The organism is Litoreibacter sp. (genome assembly GCF_039974535.1).
GTDB lineage: Bacteria > Pseudomonadota > Alphaproteobacteria > Rhodobacterales > Rhodobacteraceae > Litoreibacter.
This window is the reverse complement of record NZ_JBDWIU010000011.1, coordinates 239,539-263,987: the sequence shown is the minus strand read 5'-3', so window position 1 is coordinate 263,987 and position 24,449 is coordinate 239,539. Positions and strand designations below refer to the sequence as shown.

The window sequence follows — 24,449 nt, the reverse complement described above, 5'->3', positions numbered from 1 at the left end:
TGCGCTATCAGAGCAAACTTAATGCGCCACTTGGGTGATCTCAAGGCAAAGGCGGGTATAGTCTGGTAAATTTTTGGTAACGGCATCTTTGCCTTTGGGACCTGTCGCCTTACCGGGCGGGATAGTATAGGAAAATAAGGAAAATAAGAATAACAAGGATACCCTCATGCTGGCTCCCTTTGCATGTCATCCCGATGATAGCCGTGGGCGGCTATTTCCGGAGAATGAAGCCACCTTTCGATCTTGTTTCCAACGGGATCGGGATCGGATCATCCACGCCAGCGCCTTCCGGCGTCTCAAGCATAAAACCCAAGTTTTTATCGAGCACGAGGGGGATTATTTCCGCACACGTTTGACGCACTCGATTGAAGTGGCGCAAGTGGCGCGAACGATTGCGGGCGTTTTGGGGTTAAATGAGGAGCTTACCGAGGCCGTAGCACTGGCGCATGATCTTGGGCACACGCCGTTCGGGCACACCGGCGAGGAAGCTCTGGACGCCTTGATGGCCCCCTATGGCGGGTTCGACCACAATGCGCAGGCGCTGAAGATTGTGACGTCTCTAGAGCGTCATTATGCGGATTGGGATGGGCTAAATCTGACTTGGGAAACCTTGGAAGGGATCGCCAAGCACAATGGTCCTGTGATTGGGAAGCTGCCGTTTGTGTTGTCCGAGTATTCGGCGCGCCACGATTTAGAACTTGGCACCTATGCGAGCGCTGAAGCGCAAGTCGCGGCACTTGCTGATGATATCGCCTATAATAACCATGATTTGCATGACGGTTTGCGGGCGGAGTTGTTCTCAACTGATGAACTGGCGGAGCTGCCGTTGCTGGGGCCATGCTTCGCGCGTGTGGATGAGTTGCACCCGAATTTGAACTACTACCGCCGGCGACACGAAGCTTTACGCCGCTTTTTCGGGGTTTTGGTTGAGGATGTGATCGAGGTTGCTCAACAGCGTTTGGCGAATCTGAATCCTGCCTCTGTGACGGATATTCGGGGAGCAGGGCGTGCGATGGTGCAATTTTCGCCTGAAATATGGTCGCAGTTGAAGGTTATTCGCGAGTTTTTGTTCACGCGCATGTACCGCGCCCCCGCCGTGGTTGAGATGCGAGTGCAAGTGACCCAAGTGGTCAACGAGCTGTTTCCTTTGTTTATGACGCAAACGGACCTGTTGCCGAAGCAATGGCGCAAGGATGTGGAGGATGCAGAAGACGAGACTGCATTAGCGCGGATCGTGTCCGATTATATTGCGGGCATGACCGATCGGTTTGCGCTGCAAGAACATGAGCGGCTCATCGGTGGGGTCGCTGCGGACAGCTATGTCGTGGAGCGCGGGTGATTGATTTGGGTGGCCTGACATCAAGCCATGGGGGCGCTGCCCCCAAACCCTCGAGGTATTTTTGAAGCAATGATGGGGGTGGACCGCGCATTCAGGCGTGGTAAACCGCGCGCAACTTATGAGGTAAGACGATGAACCTGTTTTCTGATATTCGCGCAGTTGTAATCACATCGCTTGAAGCGATGGTCGCCGAGGGCGTCCTGCCTGAGGGCTTGGATTTTGCGAACGTAGCGGTTGAGCCTCCACGTGACGCGGCTCATGGCGACATGGCGACCAATGCAGCCATGGTCTTGGCTAAGCCTGCCAAAATGAAGCCCCGCGACATTGCAGACGCCTTGGCCGTCAAGCTGATGGCCGACGCGCGGGTGGCTTTGGCAGAGGTGGCTGGACCTGGCTTTTTGAACTTGCGCCTAGAGGCCAACGTTTGGGCGGGCGCCGTATCGGCTGCGCTGGCGGGTGGCACGTCATTTGGACGCTCGGCCATGGGGGCGGGGCGTAAGGTGAATGTAGAGTATGTATCTGCCAACCCGACTGGACCTTTGCACGTAGGTCACACGCGTGGGGCGGTGTTTGGGGACGCCTTGGCGTCCTTGCTGGATTACACCGGTTATGACGTAACCCGTGAATACTACATCAATGATGGGGGGGCTCAGGTCGACGTTTTGGCGCGGTCTGTTTACTTGCGCTACCTTGAGGCGCATGGCCAAGACGTGGCCTTTGAAGATGGTACCTACCCTGGCGACTATTTGGTTGCCGTGGGGGAGGCGTTAAAGGCGAAGGTCGGTGACACATACCTCGACAAGGGCGAAGACGTTTGGCTGGAAGATGTTCGCGAGTTCTCGACCGAAGCTATGATGGATTTGATCCGTGCTGATTTGGCCTCATTGGGGGTCGAAATGGACAAGTTCTACTCCGAGAAATCCCTATATGGTACCGGCCAGATCGAGGCGGCGATTGCCGACCTTGAGGGGAAGGGGCTGATCTACCGTGGCACGTTGGAGCCGCCAAAAGGCAAGGTGCCTGAGGATTGGGAGCCGCGCGAGCAGCTGCTGTTCCGCTCAACCGCCCATGGCGATGATGTGGACCGGCCCATCCAGAAATCTGATGGGGCATGGACCTATTTTGCACCTGACATTGCCTATCACTACGACAAGGTAACACGCGGATTTGACGAGCTTATTGACGTCTTTGGTGCGGATCATGGTGGGTATGTGAAGCGGATGAAGGCTGCGGTGTCTGCACTGTCTGACGGCCGCGTGTCTCTGGATATCAAGCTTACGCAACTGGTACGTCTGTTTAAGGATGGCGAGCCGTTCAAAATGTCCAAGCGGGCAGGGACCTTCGTGACCTTGCGCGATGTTGTGGACCTCGTGGGCCCCGATGTGACGCGGTTCGTGATGCTGACCCGCAAGCAGGATGCGCCGTTGGATTTTGACTTCTCCAAGGTGCTGGAGCAATCCAAGGACAACCCGGTGTTCTACGTGCAATACGCCCATGCGCGGGTGTGCTCGGTTCTGCGTAAGGCGCAAGCGGAGGGCTGGGACATGTCTGATGCGGTTCTTGCCGAGGCAGATTTGTCTGGCAACACCCATGAGGCAGAGCTGGCGTTGGCGTCCAAACTGGCAGAATGGCCACGTTTGGTCGAAATTGCTGGGCGTACCAATGAGCCGCACCGCGTTGCTTTCTACCTGTATGAGCTGGCCGGAGAGCTGCATGCGCTGTGGAATAGGGGCAATGATGTAACGGAATTGCGCTTCATGCAGGCCAATGAGAGCGCGAGTTTGCCAAAAATTGCCCTCGCACGTGCCACGGCGATTGTTATTTCCGCAGGTCTTGGTATTCTAGGGGTAGCTCCTGCCGAAGAGATGCGCTGACGTTTAATGATCTGCGCCCGGTTCTGGAGCTACGAGCAGGCTTAAAGACAGACCACCCGAAACGAATTCGGGGGCGGAGAGGCGAGTATGGCAGATCTGGAATTCGGCGCATTTAGTGCGCCTGCGGCCCCGCAGCAGGGCCGCTTTTCACGCATGATGAACTTTGTGGGCGCAGGCAGCTCTGTGGTGTTGGTGCTTGGCTTGGCCTTTTGGGGGTATCAACTTAGCGTGCGCGATGTCACGAACGTGCCGGTTATTCGCGCACTTGAGGGACCTGCTCGTGTGCAGCCCGCTGACCCAGGTGGTCAACTGGCGCAACATACTGGTTTAGCTGTAAATTCCGTGCAGTCCGAAGGGGAGGCCGAAGGCCCGACGGGGCAAGTTATTTTAGCACCTGAGCCGATTGATTTGACCCAAGAGGATGCCATCGTGGCCCCGCCCAATGAAGTTGAGGTCGAGGCTGAGGGCGTTGTCGAGGAATCCGTTGGCACACTCGTGTCTTTGAACGATGCGGCCGATCCTGCAACAACTCAAGCGCTGGTTGACCGTTTGGCGGCGGGCGCCACTCCGTTGGAAAACACGGCTCCTGCACAAGAAGAGGTTGAGGTGGAACTTGCGCGCCCAATTCTTGATCCGAAGGTTCCGGGCGTAAATCGTTCTCCTGTCCCGACACGTAAACCCAATGTCGATTTGGCTGCATTGCAGGCACAAGCGGCGGTAGCGTCCGCAGTGGTTGCCGTTGCCGGTGAGAGCACCGCTTCTGCTGAAGTGGAGGCAAGTAGCATCGAGTCCGGCACGCGTTTGGTGCAACTGGGTGCCTTTGATGATGCCGCGACGGCCCGCAACGAGTGGGACAAGATCGCTGCACGCTTCGAGGATTACATCGACGGTAAGTCGCGGGTCATTCAGGAAGCCACGTCTGGTGGTCGCAAATTCTATCGCCTTCGCGCGGTTGGGTTTGCTGATTTGAACGCCTCACGCCGCTTTTGTGCGGTTCTTGTCGCGGGCAAAGCCGCTTGTATCCCCGTTCTGGCCCGCTAATTGGGCTAATGTTCGCTGAGTGCAAGCGCACCGACAACATTTTGGTTTAAGAGGTTATAGCAATGTCCTCAGGTGCATATATTTTTGGCTGCGAGGGGCTGAAGCTCTCGGAGGGGGAACGTCGCTTTTTCACAAGCGCAAATCCTTGGGGTTTCATTCTTTTTGCCAGAAATGTCGCAAATCGCGCTCAATTATCGGCTTTGACGGCTGATCTGCGGGCTTGTGTTGGCTGGAATGCCCCGATCCTGATCGACCAAGAAGGCGGGCGTGTTCAACGCATGCGTGCCCCGGAGTGGCGCGAATATCCGCCAGCTTTGGATCAGATGACTATGGCCGGAGATCGCTCGGCGCGGGCCATGTATCTGCGCAACCGACTGATCGCCGAGGAACTGTTCGAGGTCGGCATCGACGTCAACTGCGCCCCATTAGCGGATGTGATCTGGCCAGAAAGCCACCCTGTTTTACGCAACCGCTGCTACGGCTCGGACGTGGATACGGTCGTCGACATGTGTTTGGCGACAGAGCAAGGCCTGCTGGACGGTGGCGTTTTACCCGTGTTGAAACACATTCCCGGATATGGCCGCGCGGTGGTAGATGGACACAAGGACCTGCCAACTGTCGATGTGCCACGCGCCGAATTGGACGCCTTAGACTTCGCCCCCTTCAAACGCCTCACGCATATGGCGATGGGCATGACGGCGCATATCGTTTTCCCATGCATCGATGACTTACCGGCAACGACTTCGCCAAAGGCGATGGAGATGATCCGCACCGATATTGGCTTCGACAACTTGATCATGACGGATGACATCTCGATGGAAGCGTTGTCAGGCACCGTGCCGGAACGCGCGCGGGCCTCGTTGGATGCGGGCTGCGATATCGCACTGCATTGCAACGGCGACATGACCGAGATGGCGGGCGTGGCTGATGTTTGTGGCGAGATGACATCTGCAATGGCTGCGCGGGCGACACGGGCGCTAACCCACCGCAAAACCCCAACAGATGTTGACATTTCGGCGCTTGAAGCGGAGTTTCGCACCCTAGTTGCAGGGTAGCGCATGAGCGAGAACGAACAGACCGAGATCGACTGGGACGAGGGCACCGTAGAGGCGCGTTTGGCTGCGGAAGCGTTGATCGTCGATGTTGACGGCTTTGAAGGCCCACTTGATCTGTTGTTGACCCTTTCGCGCACCCAAAAAGTGGACCTGCGCAAAGTCTCGATCCTGCAATTGGCCGAGCAATATTTGATCTTTATCGAGCGCGCCAAAGAGCTGCGTTTGGAGTTGGCGGCGGACTATCTGGTGATGGCGGCATGGCTGGCCTTCCTGAAATCCCGCCTATTGCTCCCCCCTGATCCAACAGAAGAGGGGCCGAGCGGCGAAGAACTTGCCGCGCATTTGGCCTTTCAGTTGGAGCGCTTGAGCGCGATGCGCGAGGCCTCTGCCAAGTTGATGGCGCGGGATCAGTTGGGGCGCGACTTCTTTGCCCGTGGCTTGCCTGAAGACGTCACGCGGGTGCGCAAGGTAACCTATACCGCAACCTTGCTGGACCTGATGCAGGGTTACGCGCGGATCAAAACCAAGGACGAATTCCGCCCCTTTGTGATGGACCGCGAAAAGGTCTACACGATGGAGCAAGCTTTGGACCGCATGCGCAGCCTGATCGGCTTTGCGGGCGACTGGTCGGACCTGAACACTTGGCTGCCGGAGGGCTGGGAGATGGACCCTGTTAAGCGCCGCTCTGCCACTGCCGCGACCTTTGCCGCGTCCCTAGAGATGGTTAAGCAGGGGCAGATTGAGTTGCGCCAAGGCGATGTCTTCACCCCCATACAAATTCGTAAAAAGGACAACTAAATGTCTGAGGAACAAGAAGAGTCCCTGTTCGAGGCCCCACCCATAGCGGAGCAAGAACGCATGGTGGAGGCGGTCCTGTTCGCCTCGGTGGAGCCCGTGACGGTTAAGGAATTGACGGACCGGATGCCCCACGGCTCGGACCCGGCAGAGGCGCTGGTCTACCTCAAGAAGCGCTACGAGGGACGCGGCGTGCATCTGGTCAAAGTGGGCGACGCTTGGGCGATGCGCACGGCGGGAGATCTTGGCTTCTTGATGCAAAAAGAAACCGTCGAGACCCGCAAACTGTCGCGCGCGGCCATTGAGACCTTGGCGATTGTCGCCTACCACCAGCCTGTGACCCGCGCCGAGATCGAAGAAATTCGCGGCGTATCCGTGTCGCGTGGCACAGTTGATCAGTTGATCGAGATGGAATGGATCCGCTTTGGCCGTCGCCGCATGACGCCGGGCCGTCCTGTGACCTTCGTGGTGACGCAAGAATTCCTTGACCATTTCGGTCTAGAAAACGCACGCGACTTGCCGGGCTTGAAAGAACTTCGCTCTGCCGGTTTGCTGGACAACCGCCCAAGACCGGGCAGCGATGCGGTCAACGAGAATGACGAAGACGAGAGCCCAGAAGGTCAGAACGAGCTTTTCGAAGATTAACCCCTATACTGATCTCAATAGGAGAACGAAAATGAATCAGATGATAAATATGGTGATCCGTATGGTCACACGCCGCTTGGTCAATATGGGGATTAGCAAAGGCATCGACGTCGCGGCCAAACGCGGCCAACGCGGCGAGGATTTGACCTCAGAGCAACGCCAAAAGGCGGGCGAGAACTCCAAGAGGGCCAAGCAAGCAGTGAAGATGAGCAGGCGGATTGGGCGGTTTTAGAAGAAGGGGAATGTCGGCTTCGAGCCATAGTCGCAAATGCTGCGATCTGCATGAACGTCAGCTATTGTCTCGTCGAGACAAACTTACTGCGGAAAACTGGCGAACTCGTTTCAAATCACACGACGCACATTTTTTTGTGCTAGTCCCATGTTGAGTCAAGAACCTCAAATGCCGCTTTGACGTTTGGATCTTTGGCGCGGGATTTCAGAGCAATAAAGCGGAGCGATGTTTGGATCGACACCTGATCGGCGACAACAAGACCGCGCGTTTGCATTTCATCTAGCGCAATAGATTCCCGACAAAGGCTTAGTCCAACCCCAGAGCGCACCATCGCTAACATGGACGGTTCTTGGTCCACCGAACAGACGTAGTTTGGCGTGATACCGTCCTCGGACAGCTCGGCATCCAAAAGCCGGCAATGGACCGAGTCTTGAGGCGTGCCGATCCATGGCAGATCGGCCAGCGCCTGCCAGTCTTTGCCAATAACGCGATCCTCCCATCCTTTCGGAGCCAGCACTTGATAGGTGAATGTTGTCAGCTCTCGTTCATGGAAAAGGGACGCTCCGTCGAGTTGGTCGGGATCAATCGCGGGTTCGTAAGGGGCCAGACTTCCAAGATAGAAACCAACATCGATGTGGTCAGTAATGATACGGTTGATCACCTCGCCGCTCATGCCGTGCGTAAGTTTCGTCCGCAAATCAGGGAACCCTTCCACCAATAACGACAAAAACTGGCCCAAGCGGATGAATCCTGGATCGACAATGGTGCCAATACGCAAAGTGCCGCGCACATCGCCGCTGACCCTGCGCGCGGTTTGGCCGAATTCGGTCAATGCGGCGCGCACCTTTTCAGCCTTCGCGATCAGTGCTGTTCCGTCCCGTGTCAGTTCCAGCCCCTTGGACGTGCGTGTGAACAACGTCAGGCCTGTGTCTTGCGCCAAGCGCTTCAGTTGCAGGCTGACAGCGGGCTGTGTCAGGTGCAATTTTTCGGCTGCTCGCGACACGTTTCCTTCGCGGGCCACAGTGATGAACGCATCAAGCACGCGGATGTCTTGAACGGATCGCAATATAATTATTCCTTATAATGTAGGGTGCCAATACTCATTGGATTGTGGCGTTCAAAGTCGACATGTTGCCAAAGAACTCAATATCGGAGCATTCTATGACTATTCACCCGATCGGGCATTATATCAACGGCAAATCATACGCTGGTACGAATGCTGCAACCCAAGCGGTGTTTAACCCGGCAACAGGTGCCCAAACTGGGATCGTTGACCTTGCACAGGTCGAGGATGTGGACATGGCTGTTGCCGCGGCTCAAAAGGCGTTTCCGGTGTGGGCCGATATGCCACCGATCCGGCGCGCAAGGTTGATGAACCGCTTTCTGAACCTGCTGAATGAGAACAAGGATGACCTGGCCCGCGCGATCACGCTCGAGCATGGCAAGGTTTTCACCGATGCTCGTGGCGAGGTTGAGCGCGGCATTGATATTGTTGAATTTGCCTGCGGAATCCCGCAACTGCTCAAGGGTGATTTCACCGACCAGGTGTCTACGGGTATCGACAACTGGACCCTGCGCCAACCGCTGGGCGTTGTTTCTGGTGTGACCCCGTTCAACTTTCCGGTCATGGTGCCGATGTGGATGTTCCCTGTCGCAATCGCCGCTGGGAATACCTTTGTTCTAAAGCCGTCGCCCACTGATCCGACGCCTGCCTTGATGTATGCGGAGTTGATGAAAGAGGCAGGCTTCCCCGATGGCGTTTTTAATGTGGTGCAGGGCGATAAAGTCGCTGTTGACGCCCTATTGGATCATGACGACGTAAAGGCCGTGTCCTTCGTTGGCTCTACGCCAATTGCAAATTACATCTATGAGACTGGTGCGCGCAACGGCAAGCGGGTGCAGGCCTTGGGTGGCGCAAAAAACCACATGTTGGTGATGCCTGATGCGGACTTGGAAAAGGCCGTCGATGCGCTGGTCGGCGCGGCCTACGGATCGGCAGGAGAGCGCTGCATGGCGATTTCCGTCGCAACCCTTGTGGGGGATGTTGCCGACAAGATTGTGCCAATGCTGGCCGAGAGGGCCCGTGATCTAAAGATCATGAACGGGCTGGAGCTGGATGCAGAGATGGGTCCGGTCGTGACCAAAGAAGCCCATGACCGCATAAAAGGTTACATCGAAAAAGGGGCCGCTGAAGGCGCCAACCTCGTTGTGGACGGGCGCGATTTCACGATCGAGGGCCATGAGGACGGCTATTGGCTGGGCGGCACATTGTTCGACAATGTGACCCCCGATATGACCATCTACCGCGAAGAGATTTTTGGCCCCGTGCTGGCCTGCGTTCGCGTCAAGGATTTCGCGGAAGGTGTCGATCTGATCAATGCCCATGAATTTGGCAACGGTGTCAGCCTGTTCACCCGCGATGGCAATGCTGCGCGCGAATTTGGCCGCAAGATCCAAGTTGGCATGGTGGGCATCAACGTGCCGATCCCGGTGCCAATGGCGTGGCATGGGTTTGGCGGCTGGAAGAAAAGCCTGTTCGGCGACACCCATGCCTACGGCGAAGAAGGCATGCGGTTCTATACAAAACAGAAATCGATCATGCAGCGCTGGCCGGAAAGCATTTCGAAGGGTGCTGAGTTCGCGATGCCGGTCGCCCAGTAACCGCGTCGCTTTGGGAGGAAGCAGACCATGCAAAATTCAAAAGACGAAAAGCTTGATGGCGGCCCGCTCAGCGGGATCACAGTCCTTGATTTTTCGCGGGTTCTGGCAGGGCCATATTGTACCATGGTGCTGGCCGATTTAGGCGCGCGGGTCATCAAGGTCGAAAAGTTCGGCACTGGCGATGACACGCGGGCCTTCCCGCCGTTCGTTGACGCTGAAAGCGCATATTTCATGTGCTTCAATCGCGGCAAAGAAAGCATCGTTTTGGACATCAAGTCGCCCCGCGATCGGGAATTGCTGGAACGGCTGTTGGACACATCAGACGTGTTGGTCGAGAATTTCCGCCCCGGCGTGATGGACCGCCTCGGATATGGCTCTGAGCGTTTGGCCAAGACCCATCCGCATCTGATTTATTCTTCAATCTCGGGCTTTGGTCATTCTGGCCCGATGTCTGATCTGCCGGGGTATGACATGGTTGTCCAAGCCATGGGGGGCGTAATGAGCTTGACCGGCTGGCCCGGTGAACGCCCGGCCCGTGTCGGCACCAGTTTTGGTGATCTGGGCGCGGCTTTGTTCGGCGTTATCGGCATTTTGGCTGCTCTTTATAGGCGCACACAGAACGCGCAAGGCGAACGCGTTGATATCGGCATGCTCGATTGTCAGGCCGCTTTGATGGAAACCGCTCTTGCCCGGTTTGACGTAGAAGGCAAGGTGCCCACCCGCACGGGTGATTGCCACCCGTCATTGGCTCCGTTTGAGACGTTTCAGGCCAAAGACGAACGCTTTGTGATCGCGGCAGGCAACGACCAGTTGTTCCTGCTGATGGCCGACGCTATTGGTGCGCCGGATTTGGCGATGGACCCTGATTTTTCGTCCAATGATCTGCGGGTGCGCAACCGGCCCAAGATGGTCGCAGCCATCGATGCGGTGACGTCCAAAATGCCGGTGCAGCACTGGTTGGATGAGTTGAACGAGGTCGGCGTGCCCTGCGGCCCGATCAATACGATCGACCGGATCCTCGATCATCCGCAGCTCTTGTCGCGCAACATGATCGTGCAGGTCGAAGGCAAAAGCGCCAAACCCTTCCGCACTGCGGGCAATCCGGTGAAGTTGTCAGCCTATAAAGACATAGATCCGGCAACCGCACAGGTGGCTCCGGCGCTGAACCAGCACCGCGAGGACATCCTTGCCGAAGTTATGGCCGACGCAGAGGCCTATGATCGAAATCAAACAGCCAAGAAACACGCACAAACCGATGCCGAAGATTTTGGCTGGGCGTCTTTCGGGCTAAAGCGCTGACATCAGACGTGGGAGAAAAACCAATGACAGCCAAGACACCAAAATCAAAAGCCGAAAAAGGCATCGAACGTACAACGCTTGAGGAAATCATTGTCGAGCGGCGCGAACATGTCGGTTTGATCACGTTGAACCGCCCCAAGCAGTTGAACGCCTTGAACCTGCAATTGGCGGCCGAGGTCATGGCCACGTTAAAGGCTTTCGATGCGGATGACCGTATCGGCGCTGTCGTCATCACCGGCAGCCCGCGCGCCTTTGCTGCGGGGGCCGACATCGAAGAAATGGCGGAAAAGACGTTGGTAGAATTGTTGGGCAACGATATTTTTGCCGATTGGGACCAGATGCGTTTCATCCAGAAGCCCGTGATTGCTGCCGTCAGCGGCTTTGCCCTTGGTGGCGGGTTTGAGCTGGCGATGCTGTGCGATCTCATCATCGCGTCAGAAGATGCGCAATTTGGTTTACCCGAGATTAAACTCGGGATCTTGCCCGGCATTGGCGGGTCGCAGCGGCTGTCGAAATCCATCGGGAAATCGCTGGCGATGGACATGATCCTGACGGGCCGCACGGTGGACGCGGTCGAGGCCAAAGCCTCTGGCATCGTGGCACGTGTAGTCCCGGGCCACGAGCTTTTGCAAACCGCCCTTGAGGCCGCCCATCAGATCGCCGGGCTAAACGCCCCCGCCGTCGCGATGGCCAAAGAGGCTGTGAATTATGCCTTCCAATCCAACCTATCCGAGGGTGTGATGCACGAACGCCGGTTGTTTCAGGCAGCCTTTGCCACTGACGGCCAAAAAGAAGGCATGGCTGCCTTTGTCGCAAAACGTGCGCCTGTGTTCCGCAACCGATAGCAAGTAGGGACGCATCGTACATCATGTCGCACCAATCGCATATCACAGTGGCGCAAGCTGGACGGGTAGGGATCATTGGCCTTGACCGCCCGCAGGCCATAAATGCGCTTACGCTCGACATGGTGCGCGACATTGATCGGGCATTGGACCAGTTTGAGGACGACCCGACCATTGATCGCGTGCTTCTGAGATCCGACACGGATCGCGCGTTTTGTGCGGGTGGCGATATGCGCCGGATCCGCACCCTATCATTGGCGCAGAATTTCGCAGATGCCGAACAGTTCTTCCAAGAAGAATACAGCCTGATCCAACGCATGTCTGGCTATGCTAAAACCATCATCGCTTTGGTTGACGGGGTCTGCATGGGCGGGGGCTTAGGTCTTGTCATGCAATGCGATGTCCGCGTTGCGACGGATCGTGCCTGGTTTGCCATGCCCGAAACCGCAATTGGTTTTTTCCCCGACGTCGGCGGCAGCTATTTCCTGCCCCGCATGCCGCATTTTGGCGGCTTTTGGATGGGCCTGACCGGCGCAAACGTTGCGGGCTTTGAGGCACAAACGTTGGGCCTTTCAACCCACATGTTGCCCCAGGGCGATGTGAATGGATTTGAGAGCGCGCTTGGCGTGCCTGAGGCAGCGCTGGACACTGTCCTAGACAGTTTTTGCGCGGCCCCCGGCTATCAAAGCAGCATGTTAAGCCTTGCAGCCAATACCATGTGTTTTGATCAATCGACACTTTGCAGCATCAAAGACTGTTTGTCGAAACGCACTGCGGTGGGATCAGAATCCGCGCGTAGGACGCTTGATAAAGTCTCACCACGCAGCCTGCAAGAAACCATGCGGTTGCTGCGACGCGGGCGGGACGCGTCGCTCAAAGATTGCCTGGCGCGTGAATTTGAAGCCATGCAGCGCTCCATCCGCCATCCCGATCTGGCCGAAGGAGTCCGGGCTGTTTTGGTCGACAAAGACCACGCACCCTGTTGGCAATCAACACCTGCCTTAACGCAAACATGAAAGTCGCATCATGACCGGAAATTCTCAAGAGTTTGACTATATCATCGTGGGTGGCGGATCGGCAGGTTGCGTTCTTGCCAATCGCCTATCTGAGGATCCCAAGAACCGTGTTCTGCTATTAGAAGCAGGCGGCAAAGACAATTATATCTGGATCCATATCCCTGTCGGATACCTTTATTGTATGGGCAACCCACGGACGGATTGGGGGTTTAAGACCAAGGATCAACACGGGCTGAATGGCCGTGCGCTGAACTATCCGCGCGGGCGCGTGCTGGGGGGGTGTTCGTCGATCAATGGCATGATCTATATGCGCGGCCAGGCGCGTGACTATGATGGCTGGCGCCAGATGGGGAACCCTGGCTGGGGCTGGGACGATGTGTTGCCCTACTTCAAAAAATCCGAGGATTACTATGCCGGCGAAGACGAAATGCATGGCGAAGGTGGCGAATGGCGAGTTGAGGAACAACGCCTGACATGGGAGATTTTGGACGCCTACCGTGATGCCGCCGAACAGGCCGGGATTGCGAAGGTTGAGGATTTCAATCGCGGCGACAACGAAGGTTCGGCCTACTTTCGGGTCAACCAGCGGGGTGGCTGGCGCTGGAACACATCCAAAGGTTTCCTGCGCCCTGTGAAGTCTCGTGAGAACCTCAAGGTCGTCACCCAAGCGCAAGTCCAGAAGGTCTTGTTTGAGGGCAAACGCGCGACGGGTTTGGACGTGGATGTGCGTGGCGTGAATACCACCTACAAAGCGCGCGGCGAGGTGATCTTGTCTGCAGGTGCAATCGGGTCGCCGCAATTGCTGGAGCTGTCGGGAATTGGCAATCCAGAGATTCTTGGCGCGCAGGGGATTGAAGTCGTTCATCAAATCGACGCGGTTGGTGAGAACCTGCAAGATCATCTGCAACTGCGTACGGCGTTCCGCGTGGAAGGCGTTAAAACGTTGAACCAACGCGCAGGCTCGCTTTGGGGACGCATGGGGATTGGGCTTGAATATGCCTTGAAACGGTCAGGGCCGATGTCGATGGCCCCAAGCCAGTTGGGTATCTTTGCAAAGTCCGGGCCCGAGGTCGAAACCGCCGACCTCGAATTTCACGTCCAGCCATTGTCGCTTGATAAATTCGGCGATCCTTTGCATCCGTTCCCGGCCTTTACGGCCAGTGTCGTGCCTGTACGTCCGCAAAGCCGAGGTTCGGTGCATATCACGTCTAAAGACCCGAAGTCTCATCCATCCATCGACCCCAATTACTTGAGCACCGAAGGGGATCGTCAGGTTGCGGTGCGTGCCATCCGCCTTGCCCGTAAAATCGCAGATCAGGCTGTGATGGCCAAATACAGGCCCTCCGAAATCAGCCCCGGTGCGGCGTATCAATCGGATGCGGATTTGGCTCATATGGCTGGCGACATCGGCACCACGATTTTCCACCCTGTCGGCACCTGCCGTATGGGGCCGGATGATGCCGCTGTCGTTGGGCCAGACTTGCGCGTGAACGGGATCGAGAACCTCCGGGTGGTTGACGCCTCTGTCATGCCGACAATTACGTCGGGCAACACAAATTCACCCACAATCATGATTGCGGAAAAGGCGGCTGATATGATCTTGGGCCTATAGAAATCTAGAACACCTTTCAAAGAGACCGCGTTTTCGGCCGATATCCCAGTTGATCCTACAGGTCTGCAAGATTGCCCGAGTTGGAAGTACCTGTTGCAGGAATTCGATGCGTTGTATCGCATGGGGTTCTCTGGTGGCAGCGCCATCGTCCGCAGCCATCCCAAACGCGTGCGCGACCGATTATTCAATGCAGTCAAACCCAACCCGGTTATTCTTGAAAAACCTGCAACATCTTTGCCGGTGTCGGCCCACTTACCGCGCGCTTTGGACCTTGGGGAACGTGGCGCAATGCAGGGCATGGCGCGTGCCTTGCGCGAAGTGTCGACCCATCTTGAATAGGAATATGGGTATGACAAACTGCCAAAAGCACTGATCAAAAAGTACGCCTACTGCGAAGTTCTGGGACCGCGTGGTTCGGTTCAAACAGGCGACCTCATCATCGGATTTGTGATGTTTGCCCCTTCAACAACTTACCCCAAGCACAGCCATTCCGAGATCGAAGAAAGCTATATTTCAATTGCGGGATCCTGGTCTGAAAATAACTCTGCAGTGTTTTCCCCCGGATCACTGATCCTGAACACTTCCGGCTCCAAACACGCATCACCACCGGCGACATTGATCCATGCCTTCTGGCCTATGCTTGGATCGGACCAAAAGAACGACTGCTGTCACCTGACATGAACTTCTCGCAGAACTCGAAGAAATAGGGTCGTGCCACTATCAAGAGCAGCCATCGCTCAGTTTCCGAAACCGGACGTTGGAGCAGCCGCAGCGAATTGGCGCTTTGTCCGAATAGCGGACCTTAAGTAAGGCTAAGCTTAACCCTACACCTTAAAATGCTTCGACAGCTTCAACCCTTGCCCTTGGTAGTTGGACTTGATGTCTATGCCGTATAGCTGCGTCGGGACTTCGGACATGTGCTCATAGACCAAGCGACCCACGGTTTGCCCGTGCTCCAACACAAACGGGGCCTCGTGACAGCGGACTTCCAGCACCCCGCGTGAGCCTGTTCCGCCAGCGCCTGAATAGCCGAATCCGGGATCGAAGAAGCCAGCGTAATGGACGCGGAATTCGCCGACCATGGCCAGATAGGGCGCCATTTCGGCGGCGCAATGTGGTGGAATAACAATGCTTTGCTGGCTCACAAGGATATAGAACGCGCCTGGATCCAGGATCAAGCGTCCCTCGGACGTGCGCAGTTCTTCCCAGTATTCGGAGGGGTCGTAATGGCCCAGCTTGTCCAAATCGATCACGCCCGTATGGGGTTTGGCACGGTAGCCCACCAGATCGCCGGTTTCGGGCTTCAGATCGACCGAAAACCCCAACCCATCCGAGATCACCGGATCGCCCGACACGATGGGGCTGTCTGCATGCAGCGCGCGCAGTTCGTCGTCGTCCATCACGGTTTTTCCAGTGCGGAAGATGATCTGGTTCAACATCTGCCCCGTGCGGGCGACAACTGAGAAGGAGCGGGGGCAAATTTCCGCAAATAGAGGGCCGACGTAGCCCGCAGGCACGCGGTCAAACTCTACGCCGTAGTCGGTAATGACCCGCGTCAGCAGGTCCAACCGCCCGATGGAGGACTTGGCGGAGGCCGCAGCACTCATATCGTCAGGTAGGGCGAGATGTTCCAGCAAAGGCACCACATAGACGCAGCCCTTTTCCAGTACAGCGCCCTTGGTCAGGTCGACCTTATGCATGGTGAAGTCTTGTAAACGGCGCTCTACCGGATGGTCGCGGCCAGTCAGGAAGGAAGCGCGGACGCGGTAAGCATGAGTGCCAAGGCGAAGATCAAGGGAGGCGGGTTGGATTTGACCGTCAGAGACGGGTTCCTCTGCAGTGATTGCACCACTGTCGAGCATCGCCCGCATTTGGTGATCAGCAAGTATGCCTTGATTGAATTCAGCCATCATCATCCCCCTAGATACACGAAACGCCCGGCGCATCTGCACACGGGCGTTTTGTTATTGGTCGGGCTAGCAGGACTCGAACCTGCGACCTTCCGTCCCCCAGACGGACGCGCTACCAGGCTGCGCCATAGCCCGACTAATGGCGTCAGTTCATAGCCAAATTCCAAGCGGTGGCAAGGGCTTTGGCCAGAATAATGCGGGGCCATGACAAACATTGCTTTACGAAGCAGCCTACTGGCCCAACTGGTTCGCCAGCTTATCGCGCAGGGCTTGCAGGCGGGCCACATGGGGGGCTATCCCGTCGGCATTAAGCCCTGCAGCATCCGTGCCGCGCAACTTGCGCTTGAGGGCGAGGGCAGCCAGTTGAGCGTCTGAGGGCTGGTATCCCTCTTGCTCCGTCTCTGGTGCGTCGGTTCGTGCTTGCGTCACGGGCTCATGAGGCGTTTTGATCTCAGCCTCAGCCTCAGCCTCAGCCTCAGCCTCTGGCCCCAGATTAAGCTCAGGCGCTAGGTCTACCTCTTCGGTAGGTTGCTCCGTAGTCTCAGGCTCTACCGCCTCAATATCCTCTGCGACGGCCTCTAACGACGCCTCGGGTTCCTGATCATTGCGCGAGGGCAGTTCTACGACATTGTCGCCACCGAGCTGAGGCTCTTCCTCCTCCACTTCTATGAAGGGAGCTTCAGGTACATCATCTACTGCATCGTCAGTTTCGGTCGCATCGTCGTCTTGCATTGGGTCTTCCGCGGGCTCTGGTTCGGCGTCTTCACCGGTTACAGCCTCTTCTTGTTTTTCTTCATGGGTTTCCGGAGCAGCCTCAGAACTTGAAGCCGCTTCAACTTCGGGCTCAGGTTCTTCCGCGCTCGTCAGCTCGGGGTTATCCAGAGTAGCTTGCTCAGGGGCAGGGGCCTCGTCTTCCTTGGCGTCGGCTTCCCACGCATCAACTGCGGTTTGGTCATCGGCTAAAACCGCATCATCAATTGCAGTGTCAGCGGTTTGATCAACCGCGTCCTCAGTATCAGGTGTCTCGTCCTTACGGCGCAGGGTGCGTGGTGAAGATGCTTCTTCAACGCCATCAAGAGATTTCGACAAGCCGCTGATCGCTTTGACGCCTTCTTCTTTAAGCATCTTTTGCACACCACGAATGGTCATGCCGTCATCGTGGAGCAGTTTCTTGATGCCGCCGATCAGCAGCATGTCCTGCGGGCGATAGTATCTGCGCCCGCCGGCCCGTTTCACGGGTTTGATCTGGGTGAACTTGCTTTCCCAAAAGCGCAGCACATGCGCAGGCACATCTAGCCAGTCGGCCACTTCGGAGATGGTGCGGAATGCGTCGCGCGCTTTGGATGCCATGTTTCAGTCCTACCTAATCGCAGGGTTAGGATTTGTTGCCAGAGGCGACACGGTCTTTCATCAGATGCGACGGGCGGAAGGTCAACACGCGGCGTGGGTGAATTGGAACCTCTTCGCCGGTTTTAGGGTTGCGGCCAACGCGCGCGGACTTCTCGCGAACGGAAAATGTGCCGAAGGAAGAGATCTTTACCTGCTGGCCAGTGACCAGTGCATCGGACATGTGTTTGAGAACACTTTCAACGAGATCCGCGCTTTCATTGCGTGACAAGCCAACCTCTCGAAATACGGCTTCGCTTAAATCCATGCGGGTCAATGTTTTGGCAGTCATGTCGTCCCCCTTATTTTAAAAACTTTTGCGACGATAGGCTTGGGGGAATTTCCGAGTCAATATCAAGGACTTGGATTGCGCACTTTATACGTGGATTGAGCGAATTTTCACGCCTCAAAGACGCAAAACGACCGAGCCCCAAGCCAAACCACCACCAATGGCCTCCATTACCAGCAGTTGGCCGGGGGCAAATTTGCCCTCTGATTTGGCCACAGACAGCGCAAGGGGAATCGATGCGGCGGAGGTGTTGCCATGATCTTGGACGGTGACCACGACACGATCCATGGGGATATTCATCTTGGTTGCGGTGGCCTTAATGATGCGAAGATTTGCCTGATGGGGCACGACCCAATCCACGTCATCGTCTCCCAAGCCAGCCTTCTCAAGTGCGGCTTCGGCGGTCTTGGCAAGCTTTTCAACCGCGTGGCGGAAAACCTCTTTGCCTTGCATGACCAGGACGCCCGTAGTCTGGGTCTTGGACACACCACCATCCACATAAAGCAGATCGCGGTAGCTACCGTCGGAGTTCAAATCAGTCGCGAGGATGCCCGCGTCTTGCGACGTGCCTTTGCCCTCGGCGGCCTCAAGGACAACCGCACCAGCGCCGTCGCCGAACAGCACGCAGGTCGTACGGTCTTCCCAGTTCATGATGCGCGAGAAGGTTTCGGCACCAATGACGAGAACGCGTTTGGCCTGACCGGATTTGATCAGCGCATCGGCGTTGGACATAGCGAAAACAAAGCCTGCACAAACGGCCTGCACATCAAAGGCAAAGCTGTTCTTCATGCCAAGGTTGCCCTGCACCATAGTCGCGACGGAGGGGAAGGTCGTATCCGGTGTTGAGGTCGCCACCACGATCGCGTCGACCGCGTCGGCATCCATGCCCGCATCTTTGAGGGCGGCGCGCGCGGCGCCTGTAGCCAAATCAGAGGTGGTCTGCCCCTCTGCTGCGAAATGACGGCGTTCAATGCCTGATCGGGATTTGATCCAAGCGTCGGTGGTGTCCACCATTGTTTCAAGCTCGGCGTTTTCCACCACGCGTTCGGGAAGGGCGTGGCCTACGCCACGCAAAACGGAACGGATCATTGTCATGTGCTGGATGTTTCCTTTGCCGCATCTGGCGTCTTGCTCTTTGGTGCGTCAACCTGACCCGCATCGGTTACGGATGCAACCCGCGCAGCCAGCTTCTCACCAAAACCTGATTGATCTAGCTGTACGGCCAACCGAATGGCCGCAGAGACGCCCGTGGCATCAGCCGAGCCGTGGGATTTAACAACCGTCCCATTGAGGCCCAAAAAGACCCCTCCATTGACGCGGCGCGGGTCAATGCGTGTTCTCAGGCGCTGCAACGAGGTGTAGGCCAACAAGGCGGCAATGCGCGACAGGGGCGAGAATTTAAAGGCCTCGCGCAATCGCTCAGAAATGAAGCTCGCGGTGCCCTCGGCGGTTTTCAAGGCGACATTTCCCGTAAACCCGTCGGTCACGATAACATCGACGCGGTCAGAGGGGATATCGCCGCCCTCTACGAAGCCGACAAAGTCGAAATCATTCGCTGTGGCTGCGGCTTCGATCATCTCATGGGCAACTTTAAGTTCAGCGCGGCCTTTGTGTTCTTCGGTGCCAACATTCAGCAGGCCGATGCGAGGACGTTCTAGCCCAAAACCGTTGCGCGCGTAGCTGAGGCCCATCAAGGCGTATTGCAGCAAATCATCCTGATCGGCGCGAATGTCTGCGCCTACATCTAACATCACGTTGAAACCCGAAGGATTGCGCGAGGGCCAGAGACAGGCAATGGCGGGGCGGTTCACACCTGGCACTTTGCGCAGCCGGATCATGGAGACCGCCATTAAGGCGCCGGTGTTGCCGCAGCTGACGCAGACGCTGGCGTCCCCGTCGCGCACGGCTTCAATGGCGGACCACATGGAGGTGCCCTTGCCGTGGCGCATCACATGCGACGGCTTCTCGTGCATGGTTACGACGTCATCGGCGTGGCGAATTTCGCAGCGGTCCGCAATTCCGCGTTTTTCGACGAGTTTCTCTAGCTCGGCCTTGTCGCCGTGCACGATGAAACGCAGATCGGAATTTATCTTGGCGGATTTTGCCATACCAGAAACGACAGCGGCGGGGCCCAAGTCCCCGCCCATAGCGTCAATTGATATGACTGTGTCAGATGAAGTCACCGGAAAGCCTGCCTGTTGTTCGCATTATTGTTTGCGAGGCAGCCTAAGCTTATGCGGCGTCTTCGTCCAGATCGACTTCGTTCGCCATGGCGATGACTTCGCGCTCTGCGTAGTGACCGCAAGATGGGCAAACGTGGTGTGGACGTTTCAATTCACCACAGTTCGGGCACTCGTCAGGGTTCGCAGCGACCAGCGCATCGTGTGCACGGCGGTTGTTGCGGCGTGACTTGGAAACTTTATTCTGCTGGACGGCCATGTCTCAACCTTTGGTGTTTAAGGGGCCATAAGTCGGGCCCGTGTGTCAGTGTTAGCGTCTGTGTGACGGTGTTGTGTGGGCGTCTAACGCCTCTCACGCGGCCCGTCCAGAGCCATAATCTCAAGAAGCGCGGAAAATAGCTATTCCGTAGCGTTTGGCAAGACGATTCGGGGCTGTTGGCCACGCGATTAGTCCTTGTCGGGGTTTTCCAGCTTCATTTTGAGTGCGGCAAGCCCTGCAAATGGCTTCACATCATCGTCGGTCATGGGGGCTTGCCCCGGTTCCGTGAAGTCAGTTTGCGTCAATTTCGCACCCTCGGAGCGCGGATAGCGGGGCACTGTCAGGGCCAAGGCTTCCGATATGACTTCATTGAGGTCCAGCTCTTCGGGCAGGGGCTCGGAGATGTCGTCGCCGTCCATTTCCGCCTCTGAGTCAGTGGGGTCCACCCAATTTGCGATGTATTGGCGTAACAGCGTCTCATCGATGCGTGTCGTCACTGGGTCCAATGATACAACGCAGGATTGGACGACGGTTGCCCCAAAACGGGCTTCCAACTGCCAGTCTCGGTTGCCCATCGGCTTCAACGTCCCTTCAAGGCGAACCTTGCGCAGGGCGTTAAGATCCATCTCGCTCGACAATTGCTTCAATGCGTCGGCATCGGGGGTGTAATTTATGTGAGTGGGTTTGCGATTTGGCAGGTCAGCCAGTCGCAGCACGGTTGTGTGAGCCATTGTGGAGCTATCTTTCTTGATCACTTGCGCGTCCTTCTGTAAGTCCTTCTCTAAGCCCTAGGGCCCGAGTAGAGCAAGACACGAACAAAAAACGGGGGTCGCGCATGCGGCACGGTACGAAGAAGCAGGCGTCGCGTCTGGTTAAGCTGGTTGCAGTAACAACGTTGCTAATCGTGGCTGGTTGCTCGGAAGTCATCCGGAATCACGGGTATATTCCAATTGAAGACGACCTACAGTCTTTGACTGTTGGTGTTGATACTCGCGGATCGGTTGAAGATTTGGTGGGCAAGCCCTCGTCTTCTGGTGTTCTGCGCGGCGGCGACTGGTTCTATGTCGGCAGCAAGGTGCGCCATTACGCTTACAAAAAACCAACTGAGATTGATCGCCAAGTTGTTGCATTGCGCTTCGATGAGGATGAGGTGCTGCAAAATGTGGAGCGCTTCGGCTTGCAAGATGGCCGCGTAGTTGCGTTGTCGCGTCGTGTGACCGAGACCACGATCCGCGATGTGACCTTCATTCGCCAGATCATACGCAACTTCGGCCGGATTGACCTTGGTGAGGCTGTGGGCGGCTAAACACCGCTTTATCCATCAGTACACTTGCGCAATGCCTAAGATGATACTTAGGTAATTGTGACGGTATTGCCTTTGCCATTATGGGCCAAGCACGTTGGAGGGCGCAGATATGTCACTGCTATCAAAAGGCAGGTATGAGGTTCGTTTCGCAAATTGCGAGGCGGATGTGCAGGCTGCTCAATGCCTTCGTGCTTTGGCCTTTCGGGATGCGCCATCTGATCTGGATGTGGACGCCTATGACGCGCGCTGCCTTCATATGCTGGTGGAAGAGGTGGATAGCAGGGCCCTCGTTTGTTGTTTCCGGCTGCTGCCCCTCGATAGCGGCCGCGCGATTGAGCAAAGCTATTCTGCGCAGCACTATGAGTTGTCCTCGCTGGCGAACTATGAAGGCGCAATGGTCGAGATGGGCCGTTTTTGCGTTCACCCAGATCATTCTGACCCCGATATTTTGCGCGTCGCTTGGGGCGCTTTGACCAGCTACATTGATGAGGCAGGGGTGGAGATGCTGTTCGGTTGTTCCTCCTTCAAAGGCACGTCGGAAGAGGACTACCTTGATAGTTTCTCCTTGCTAAAGGACCGCCATTTGGCCCCAAAACGCTGGCTGCCACGAGTTAAGGCACCATCGATTTTTCCCTTCGCGCGAAAGTTACAATTGCGCGCCCCTGACCTAAAGGCCGCGATGAAGGAGATGCCCCCATTGTTGCGCACCTATCTGATGATGGGGGGATGGGTCAGCGACCATGCAGTTGTGGACCGCGACCTGAATACTTTGCATGTCTTCACGGGGCTGGAGATCGGGGCAATTCCACCGGCGCGAAAGAAGCTTTTGCGCGCCGTGGCCGGCTGATGAGTTGACGCCGTAGCGCTGAGGCCGTAGCGGGTGGTCCCATGGCACGTACACCGCATTTACAACTGACCGACATCTCGCTGACTTTTGGCGGCGATCCCTTGTTTTCTGACCTTGGACTTGTGGTCCAACCCGGCGACCGTGTGGCCCTTGTAGGGCGCAATGGCTCGGGCAAATCGACCCTGATGAAAGTCATGGGCGGGTTGATCGAACCAGACACTGGCCAGCGGTTCCTAGCCCCGGGTGTGACCACCGGTTACATGCAGCAAGACCCTGATTTGACGGGCTTTGACACGCTTGGCGAGTTCGCGTTGAGCGAGATGGACCCAAGCGAAGAATACAAGCTGCTAAGTGCCGCTGAGGGTCTGAAGTTGAACCTAGAGGCAAAGGTCGACGCGGCTTCCGGCGGGGAGCGCCGCCGCGCGGCCTTGGCAAAGCTTTTGGCCGAAGCGCCTGAGCTGATGTTGCTCGACGAGCCGACCAACCACCTTGATATCGAGGCCATCGCGTGGCTGGAGGGGCATTTGGCCTCGACCCGCGCGGCCTACATTTTGATTTCGCACGATAGGGCGTTCTTGCGCGCGCTCACCCGTGCCACGCTTTGGGTCGATCGCGGCCAAGTGCGCCGCCAAGAGCAGGGATTCGACCGCTTTGAGGAATGGCGCGACAAGCTGTGGGAAGAAGAAGACCAGCAACGCCACAAGCTGAACCGCAAGATCAAGGCCGAGGCCCGCTGGGCCGTCGAAGGCATCTCTGCACGCCGCAAACGCAACCAAGGCCGCGTGCGTGCGTTGCAAGATCTACGCGCGGAAAAAGCCAGCCAAATCAAACGCCAAGGCTCCGCCGCGATGGCGCTAGAGGCGGGGCCAAAGTCCGGCAAGCAGGTCTTCGTGATGGAAGATGTCTCGCTGGCGTTCGGTGATAAGGCTATCGTTAAGAATTTCTCATTGAAGGTGAACCGCGGCGACCGCATCGCGCTCGTGGGGCCGAACGGGGCGGGGAAGACCTCGCTTTTGAAGTTGATGACGGGCGAGGTGGCACCTGACAGCGGGACGGTGAAAATCGGCACCAATCTGGAAATGGCGATCTTCGACCAGAACCGCGCCGCGTTGAACCCTGAAGACACGCTTTGGTCTACGATGACCGAAGACCCCGCCACCCGCGTGCGCGGGCAGGGCGACCATGTCATGGTGCGCGGCATGCCGAAGCATGTTGTGGGCTACCTCAAGGAGTTCTTGTTCGACGAGGCGCAAGCCCGCGCGCCGGTTAAGTCCTTGTCAGGTGGCGAAAAAGCACGACTTCTTCTGGCGCGGATTATGGCGCGGGAAAGCAACTTGTTGATCCTCGATGAGCCGACTAATGACCTTGATATCGAGACGCTGGATTTGATGCAGGAGCTGATCTCTGACTACGACGGCACGGTGATCCTTGTTAGCCACGACCGTGACTTCTTGGACCGCGTGGCCTCGACCACGGTGGCGTTGAAGGACGGCAAGGCGACGATCTACGCGGGCGGCTGGTCAGACTACAAAGCGCAGGCTGCGGAAGCAGGTGATGCGGCGGTTCTGTCCGAGAAGCCAGCCAAGTCCCGTCGCGAAAAAGGGCGAGAGGCGGCGGAGGACAAGAAAACGGAGACGGGTTTGTCCTTTACCGAGAAACACCGGCTGGAAGCGTTGCCAACCGAGATGGAGCGCTTAGAAGCAGAGATTGCCAAACTGGTAGAGTTCCTATCTGATCCAAACTTGTTCACCGACCATCCGGCCAAATTCCAAAAGGCCACGGATGCTTTAGTGGAACGGCAGGCGGTTTTGGACGCAGCCGAAGAAGAATGGATGAAACTCGAAGAAAAGGCAGAATAAAT

At 56.8% G+C, this 24,449-nt stretch carries 25 protein-coding genes and 1 tRNA gene; 17 read left to right on the top strand and 9 right to left on the bottom strand.

The genetic code is table 11. The features are described from left to right. Positions 1-166 precede the first annotated feature (166 nt). The 7 genes from ABJN86_RS11770 (at position 167) to ABJN86_RS11740 (ending at position 6,981) form a co-directional block, all read left to right on the top strand. Positions 167-1,339, top strand: a complete 1,173-nt coding sequence (locus ABJN86_RS11770) for a deoxyguanosinetriphosphate triphosphohydrolase (RefSeq protein ID WP_348367332.1) — start codon at positions 167-169, stop codon at positions 1,337-1,339. Positions 1,340-1,470: 131 nt separating this feature from the next. Then, a complete protein-coding gene (argS, locus tag ABJN86_RS11765) occupies positions 1,471-3,213 on the top strand; it encodes an arginine--tRNA ligase (RefSeq protein WP_348367330.1) in 1,743 nt (580 codons plus the stop codon). Positions 3,214-3,300: 87 nt separating this feature from the next. Next, a complete protein-coding gene (locus tag ABJN86_RS11760; protein WP_348367328.1) occupies positions 3,301-4,254 on the top strand; it encodes an SPOR domain-containing protein in 954 nt (317 codons plus the stop codon). A gap of 62 nt (positions 4,255-4,316) precedes the next feature. Beyond that, positions 4,317-5,309, top strand: a complete 993-nt coding sequence (locus tag ABJN86_RS11755) for a glycoside hydrolase family 3 N-terminal domain-containing protein (RefSeq protein WP_348367326.1) — start codon at positions 4,317-4,319, stop codon at positions 5,307-5,309. A 3-nt stretch (positions 5,310-5,312) separates the two neighbouring features. Next, positions 5,313-6,107: a ScpA family protein gene (locus ABJN86_RS11750; RefSeq protein ID WP_348367324.1), complete on the top strand. Its 795-nt coding sequence runs from the start codon at positions 5,313-5,315 to the stop codon at positions 6,105-6,107. Next, positions 6,108-6,749 carry an SMC-Scp complex subunit ScpB gene (gene scpB, locus ABJN86_RS11745; protein WP_348367322.1) on the top strand — a complete coding sequence of 214 codons (642 nt, stop codon included), beginning with the start codon at positions 6,108-6,110 and terminating at the stop codon, positions 6,747-6,749. 31 nt (positions 6,750-6,780) lie between these two features. Then, positions 6,781-6,981, top strand: coding sequence for a hypothetical protein (locus ABJN86_RS11740; protein WP_348367320.1), 201 nt, complete (start codon positions 6,781-6,783; stop codon positions 6,979-6,981). A gap of 139 nt (positions 6,982-7,120) precedes the next feature. On the opposite strand, the gene ABJN86_RS11735 is transcribed toward ABJN86_RS11740, so the two are convergent. Continuing rightward, a complete protein-coding gene (locus ABJN86_RS11735) occupies positions 7,121-8,047 on the bottom strand; it encodes a LysR family transcriptional regulator (protein WP_348367319.1) in 927 nt (308 codons plus the stop codon). 101 nt (positions 8,048-8,148) lie between these two features. Here ABJN86_RS11735 and ABJN86_RS11730 point away from each other — a divergent pair, with 101 nt between their 5' ends. The 7 genes from ABJN86_RS11730 to ABJN86_RS11700 all read left to right on the top strand — a co-directional run bounded on the left by ABJN86_RS11730 (position 8,149) and on the right by ABJN86_RS11700 (position 15,092). Then, positions 8,149-9,642, top strand: a complete 1,494-nt coding sequence (locus ABJN86_RS11730; protein WP_348367671.1) for a CoA-acylating methylmalonate-semialdehyde dehydrogenase — start codon at positions 8,149-8,151, stop codon at positions 9,640-9,642. Positions 9,643-9,669: 27 nt separating this feature from the next. Then, positions 9,670-10,941, top strand: coding sequence for a CoA transferase (locus ABJN86_RS11725; RefSeq protein WP_348367317.1), 1,272 nt, complete (start codon positions 9,670-9,672; stop codon positions 10,939-10,941). Between the two features lie 23 nt (positions 10,942-10,964). After that, entirely contained in the window at positions 10,965-11,786 is an 822-nt protein-coding gene (locus ABJN86_RS11720) for an enoyl-CoA hydratase-related protein (protein WP_348367315.1), read from the top strand. 23 nt (positions 11,787-11,809) lie between these two features. Beyond that, positions 11,810-12,799, top strand: a complete 990-nt coding sequence (locus ABJN86_RS11715; protein ID WP_348367314.1) for an enoyl-CoA hydratase/isomerase family protein — start codon at positions 11,810-11,812, stop codon at positions 12,797-12,799. 10 nt (positions 12,800-12,809) lie between these two features. After that, positions 12,810-14,411, top strand: a complete 1,602-nt coding sequence (locus tag ABJN86_RS11710) for a GMC family oxidoreductase N-terminal domain-containing protein (RefSeq protein WP_348367312.1) — start codon at positions 12,810-12,812, stop codon at positions 14,409-14,411. A 93-nt stretch (positions 14,412-14,504) separates the two neighbouring features. Next, positions 14,505-14,750 carry a dimethylsulfonioproprionate lyase family protein gene (locus ABJN86_RS11705; protein ID WP_348367311.1) on the top strand — a complete coding sequence of 82 codons (246 nt, stop codon included), beginning with the start codon at positions 14,505-14,507 and terminating at the stop codon, positions 14,748-14,750. Between the two features lie 18 nt (positions 14,751-14,768). Beyond that, the gene (locus ABJN86_RS11700) at positions 14,769-15,092 is read left to right on the top strand and encodes a dimethylsulfonioproprionate lyase family protein (RefSeq protein WP_348367670.1); all 324 of its coding nucleotides are present in this window, start codon (positions 14,769-14,771) and stop codon (positions 15,090-15,092) included. Between the two features lie 143 nt (positions 15,093-15,235). Here ABJN86_RS11700 and ABJN86_RS11695 read toward each other — a convergent pair whose 3' ends face one another. From ABJN86_RS11695 to ABJN86_RS11660, 8 genes are all read right to left on the bottom strand, one after another. After that, the gene (locus ABJN86_RS11695) at positions 15,236-16,321 is read right to left on the bottom strand and encodes a 2'-deoxycytidine 5'-triphosphate deaminase (RefSeq protein ID WP_348367309.1); all 1,086 of its coding nucleotides are present in this window, start codon (positions 16,319-16,321) and stop codon (positions 15,236-15,238) included. A 58-nt stretch (positions 16,322-16,379) separates the two neighbouring features. Next, positions 16,380-16,456 (bottom strand) — tRNA-Pro (locus ABJN86_RS11690). 96 nt (positions 16,457-16,552) lie between these two features. Then, positions 16,553-17,671 (bottom strand): MerR family transcriptional regulator, encoded by a 1,119-nt coding sequence (locus ABJN86_RS11685; RefSeq protein ID WP_348432271.1) that lies wholly within the window; start codon positions 17,669-17,671, stop codon positions 16,553-16,555. 25 nt (positions 17,672-17,696) lie between these two features. Continuing rightward, complete coding sequence (gene ihfA / locus ABJN86_RS11680) at positions 17,697-17,999, bottom strand: integration host factor subunit alpha (protein ID WP_073141637.1); 303 nt, start codon at positions 17,997-17,999, stop codon at positions 17,697-17,699. A 114-nt stretch (positions 18,000-18,113) separates the two neighbouring features. Beyond that, on the bottom strand, positions 18,114-19,091 hold the full coding sequence (locus ABJN86_RS11675; protein ID WP_348367305.1) for a beta-ketoacyl-ACP synthase III: 978 nt from the start codon (positions 19,089-19,091) through the stop codon (positions 18,114-18,116). Beyond that, on the bottom strand, positions 19,088-20,179 hold the full coding sequence (gene plsX, locus ABJN86_RS11670; protein WP_348367303.1) for a phosphate acyltransferase PlsX: 1,092 nt from the start codon (positions 20,177-20,179) through the stop codon (positions 19,088-19,090). Before plsX ends, ABJN86_RS11675 begins: the two co-directional genes overlap by 4 nt. 49 nt (positions 20,180-20,228) lie before the next feature. Beyond that, on the bottom strand, positions 20,229-20,435 hold the full coding sequence (gene rpmF, locus ABJN86_RS11665) for a 50S ribosomal protein L32 (protein ID WP_348367301.1): 207 nt from the start codon (positions 20,433-20,435) through the stop codon (positions 20,229-20,231). Positions 20,436-20,623: 188 nt separating this feature from the next. Beyond that, entirely contained in the window at positions 20,624-21,190 is a 567-nt protein-coding gene (locus ABJN86_RS11660; RefSeq protein WP_348367299.1) for a DUF177 domain-containing protein, read from the bottom strand. A gap of 80 nt (positions 21,191-21,270) precedes the next feature. On the opposite strand from ABJN86_RS11660, the gene bamE reads away from it, so the two are divergent. From bamE to ABJN86_RS11645, 3 genes are all read left to right on the top strand, one after another. Beyond that, positions 21,271-21,741 carry an outer membrane protein assembly factor BamE gene (gene bamE, locus ABJN86_RS11655; protein ID WP_348367297.1) on the top strand — a complete coding sequence of 157 codons (471 nt, stop codon included), beginning with the start codon at positions 21,271-21,273 and terminating at the stop codon, positions 21,739-21,741. 109 nt (positions 21,742-21,850) lie between these two features. Continuing rightward, positions 21,851-22,588: a GNAT family N-acyltransferase gene (locus ABJN86_RS11650; protein WP_348367295.1), complete on the top strand. Its 738-nt coding sequence runs from the start codon at positions 21,851-21,853 to the stop codon at positions 22,586-22,588. Positions 22,589-22,629: 41 nt separating this feature from the next. Next, positions 22,630-24,447, top strand: coding sequence for an ATP-binding cassette domain-containing protein (locus ABJN86_RS11645; protein WP_348367294.1), 1,818 nt, complete (start codon positions 22,630-22,632; stop codon positions 24,445-24,447). Positions 24,448-24,449: the final 2 nt, after the last annotated feature.

Coding starts and splice junctions, on each gene's coding strand:
- scpB (WP_348367322.1), top strand. CDS start 6,108: ATGTCTGAGGAACAAGAAGAGTCCCTGTTCGAGGCCCCACCCATAGCG.
- ABJN86_RS11645 (WP_348367294.1), top strand. CDS start 22,630: ATGGCACGTACACCGCATTTACAACTGACCGACATCTCGCTGACTTTT.
- ihfA (WP_073141637.1), bottom strand. CDS start 17,999: ATGACTGCCAAAACATTGACCCGCATGGATTTAAGCGAAGCCGTATTT.
- ABJN86_RS11685 (WP_348432271.1), bottom strand. CDS start 17,671: ATGGCATCCAAAGCGCGCGACGCATTCCGCACCATCTCCGAAGTGGCC.
- ABJN86_RS11750 (WP_348367324.1), top strand. CDS start 5,313: ATGAGCGAGAACGAACAGACCGAGATCGACTGGGACGAGGGCACCGTA.
- ABJN86_RS11695 (WP_348367309.1), bottom strand. CDS start 16,321: ATGGCTGAATTCAATCAAGGCATACTTGCTGATCACCAAATGCGGGCG.
- ABJN86_RS11770 (WP_348367332.1), top strand. CDS start 167: ATGCTGGCTCCCTTTGCATGTCATCCCGATGATAGCCGTGGGCGGCTA.
- rpmF (WP_348367301.1), bottom strand. CDS start 20,435: ATGGCCGTCCAGCAGAATAAAGTTTCCAAGTCACGCCGCAACAACCGC.
- ABJN86_RS11715 (WP_348367314.1), top strand. CDS start 11,810: ATGTCGCACCAATCGCATATCACAGTGGCGCAAGCTGGACGGGTAGGG.
- ABJN86_RS11650 (WP_348367295.1), top strand. CDS start 21,851: ATGTCACTGCTATCAAAAGGCAGGTATGAGGTTCGTTTCGCAAATTGC.
- ABJN86_RS11710 (WP_348367312.1), top strand. CDS start 12,810: ATGACCGGAAATTCTCAAGAGTTTGACTATATCATCGTGGGTGGCGGA.
- ABJN86_RS11720 (WP_348367315.1), top strand. CDS start 10,965: ATGACAGCCAAGACACCAAAATCAAAAGCCGAAAAAGGCATCGAACGT.
- ABJN86_RS11740 (WP_348367320.1), top strand. CDS start 6,781: ATGAATCAGATGATAAATATGGTGATCCGTATGGTCACACGCCGCTTG.
- argS (WP_348367330.1), top strand. CDS start 1,471: ATGAACCTGTTTTCTGATATTCGCGCAGTTGTAATCACATCGCTTGAA.
- ABJN86_RS11755 (WP_348367326.1), top strand. CDS start 4,317: ATGTCCTCAGGTGCATATATTTTTGGCTGCGAGGGGCTGAAGCTCTCG.
- bamE (WP_348367297.1), top strand. CDS start 21,271: ATGCGGCACGGTACGAAGAAGCAGGCGTCGCGTCTGGTTAAGCTGGTT.
- ABJN86_RS11725 (WP_348367317.1), top strand. CDS start 9,670: ATGCAAAATTCAAAAGACGAAAAGCTTGATGGCGGCCCGCTCAGCGGG.
- ABJN86_RS11760 (WP_348367328.1), top strand. CDS start 3,301: ATGGCAGATCTGGAATTCGGCGCATTTAGTGCGCCTGCGGCCCCGCAG.
- ABJN86_RS11675 (WP_348367305.1), bottom strand. CDS start 19,091: ATGACAATGATCCGTTCCGTTTTGCGTGGCGTAGGCCACGCCCTTCCC.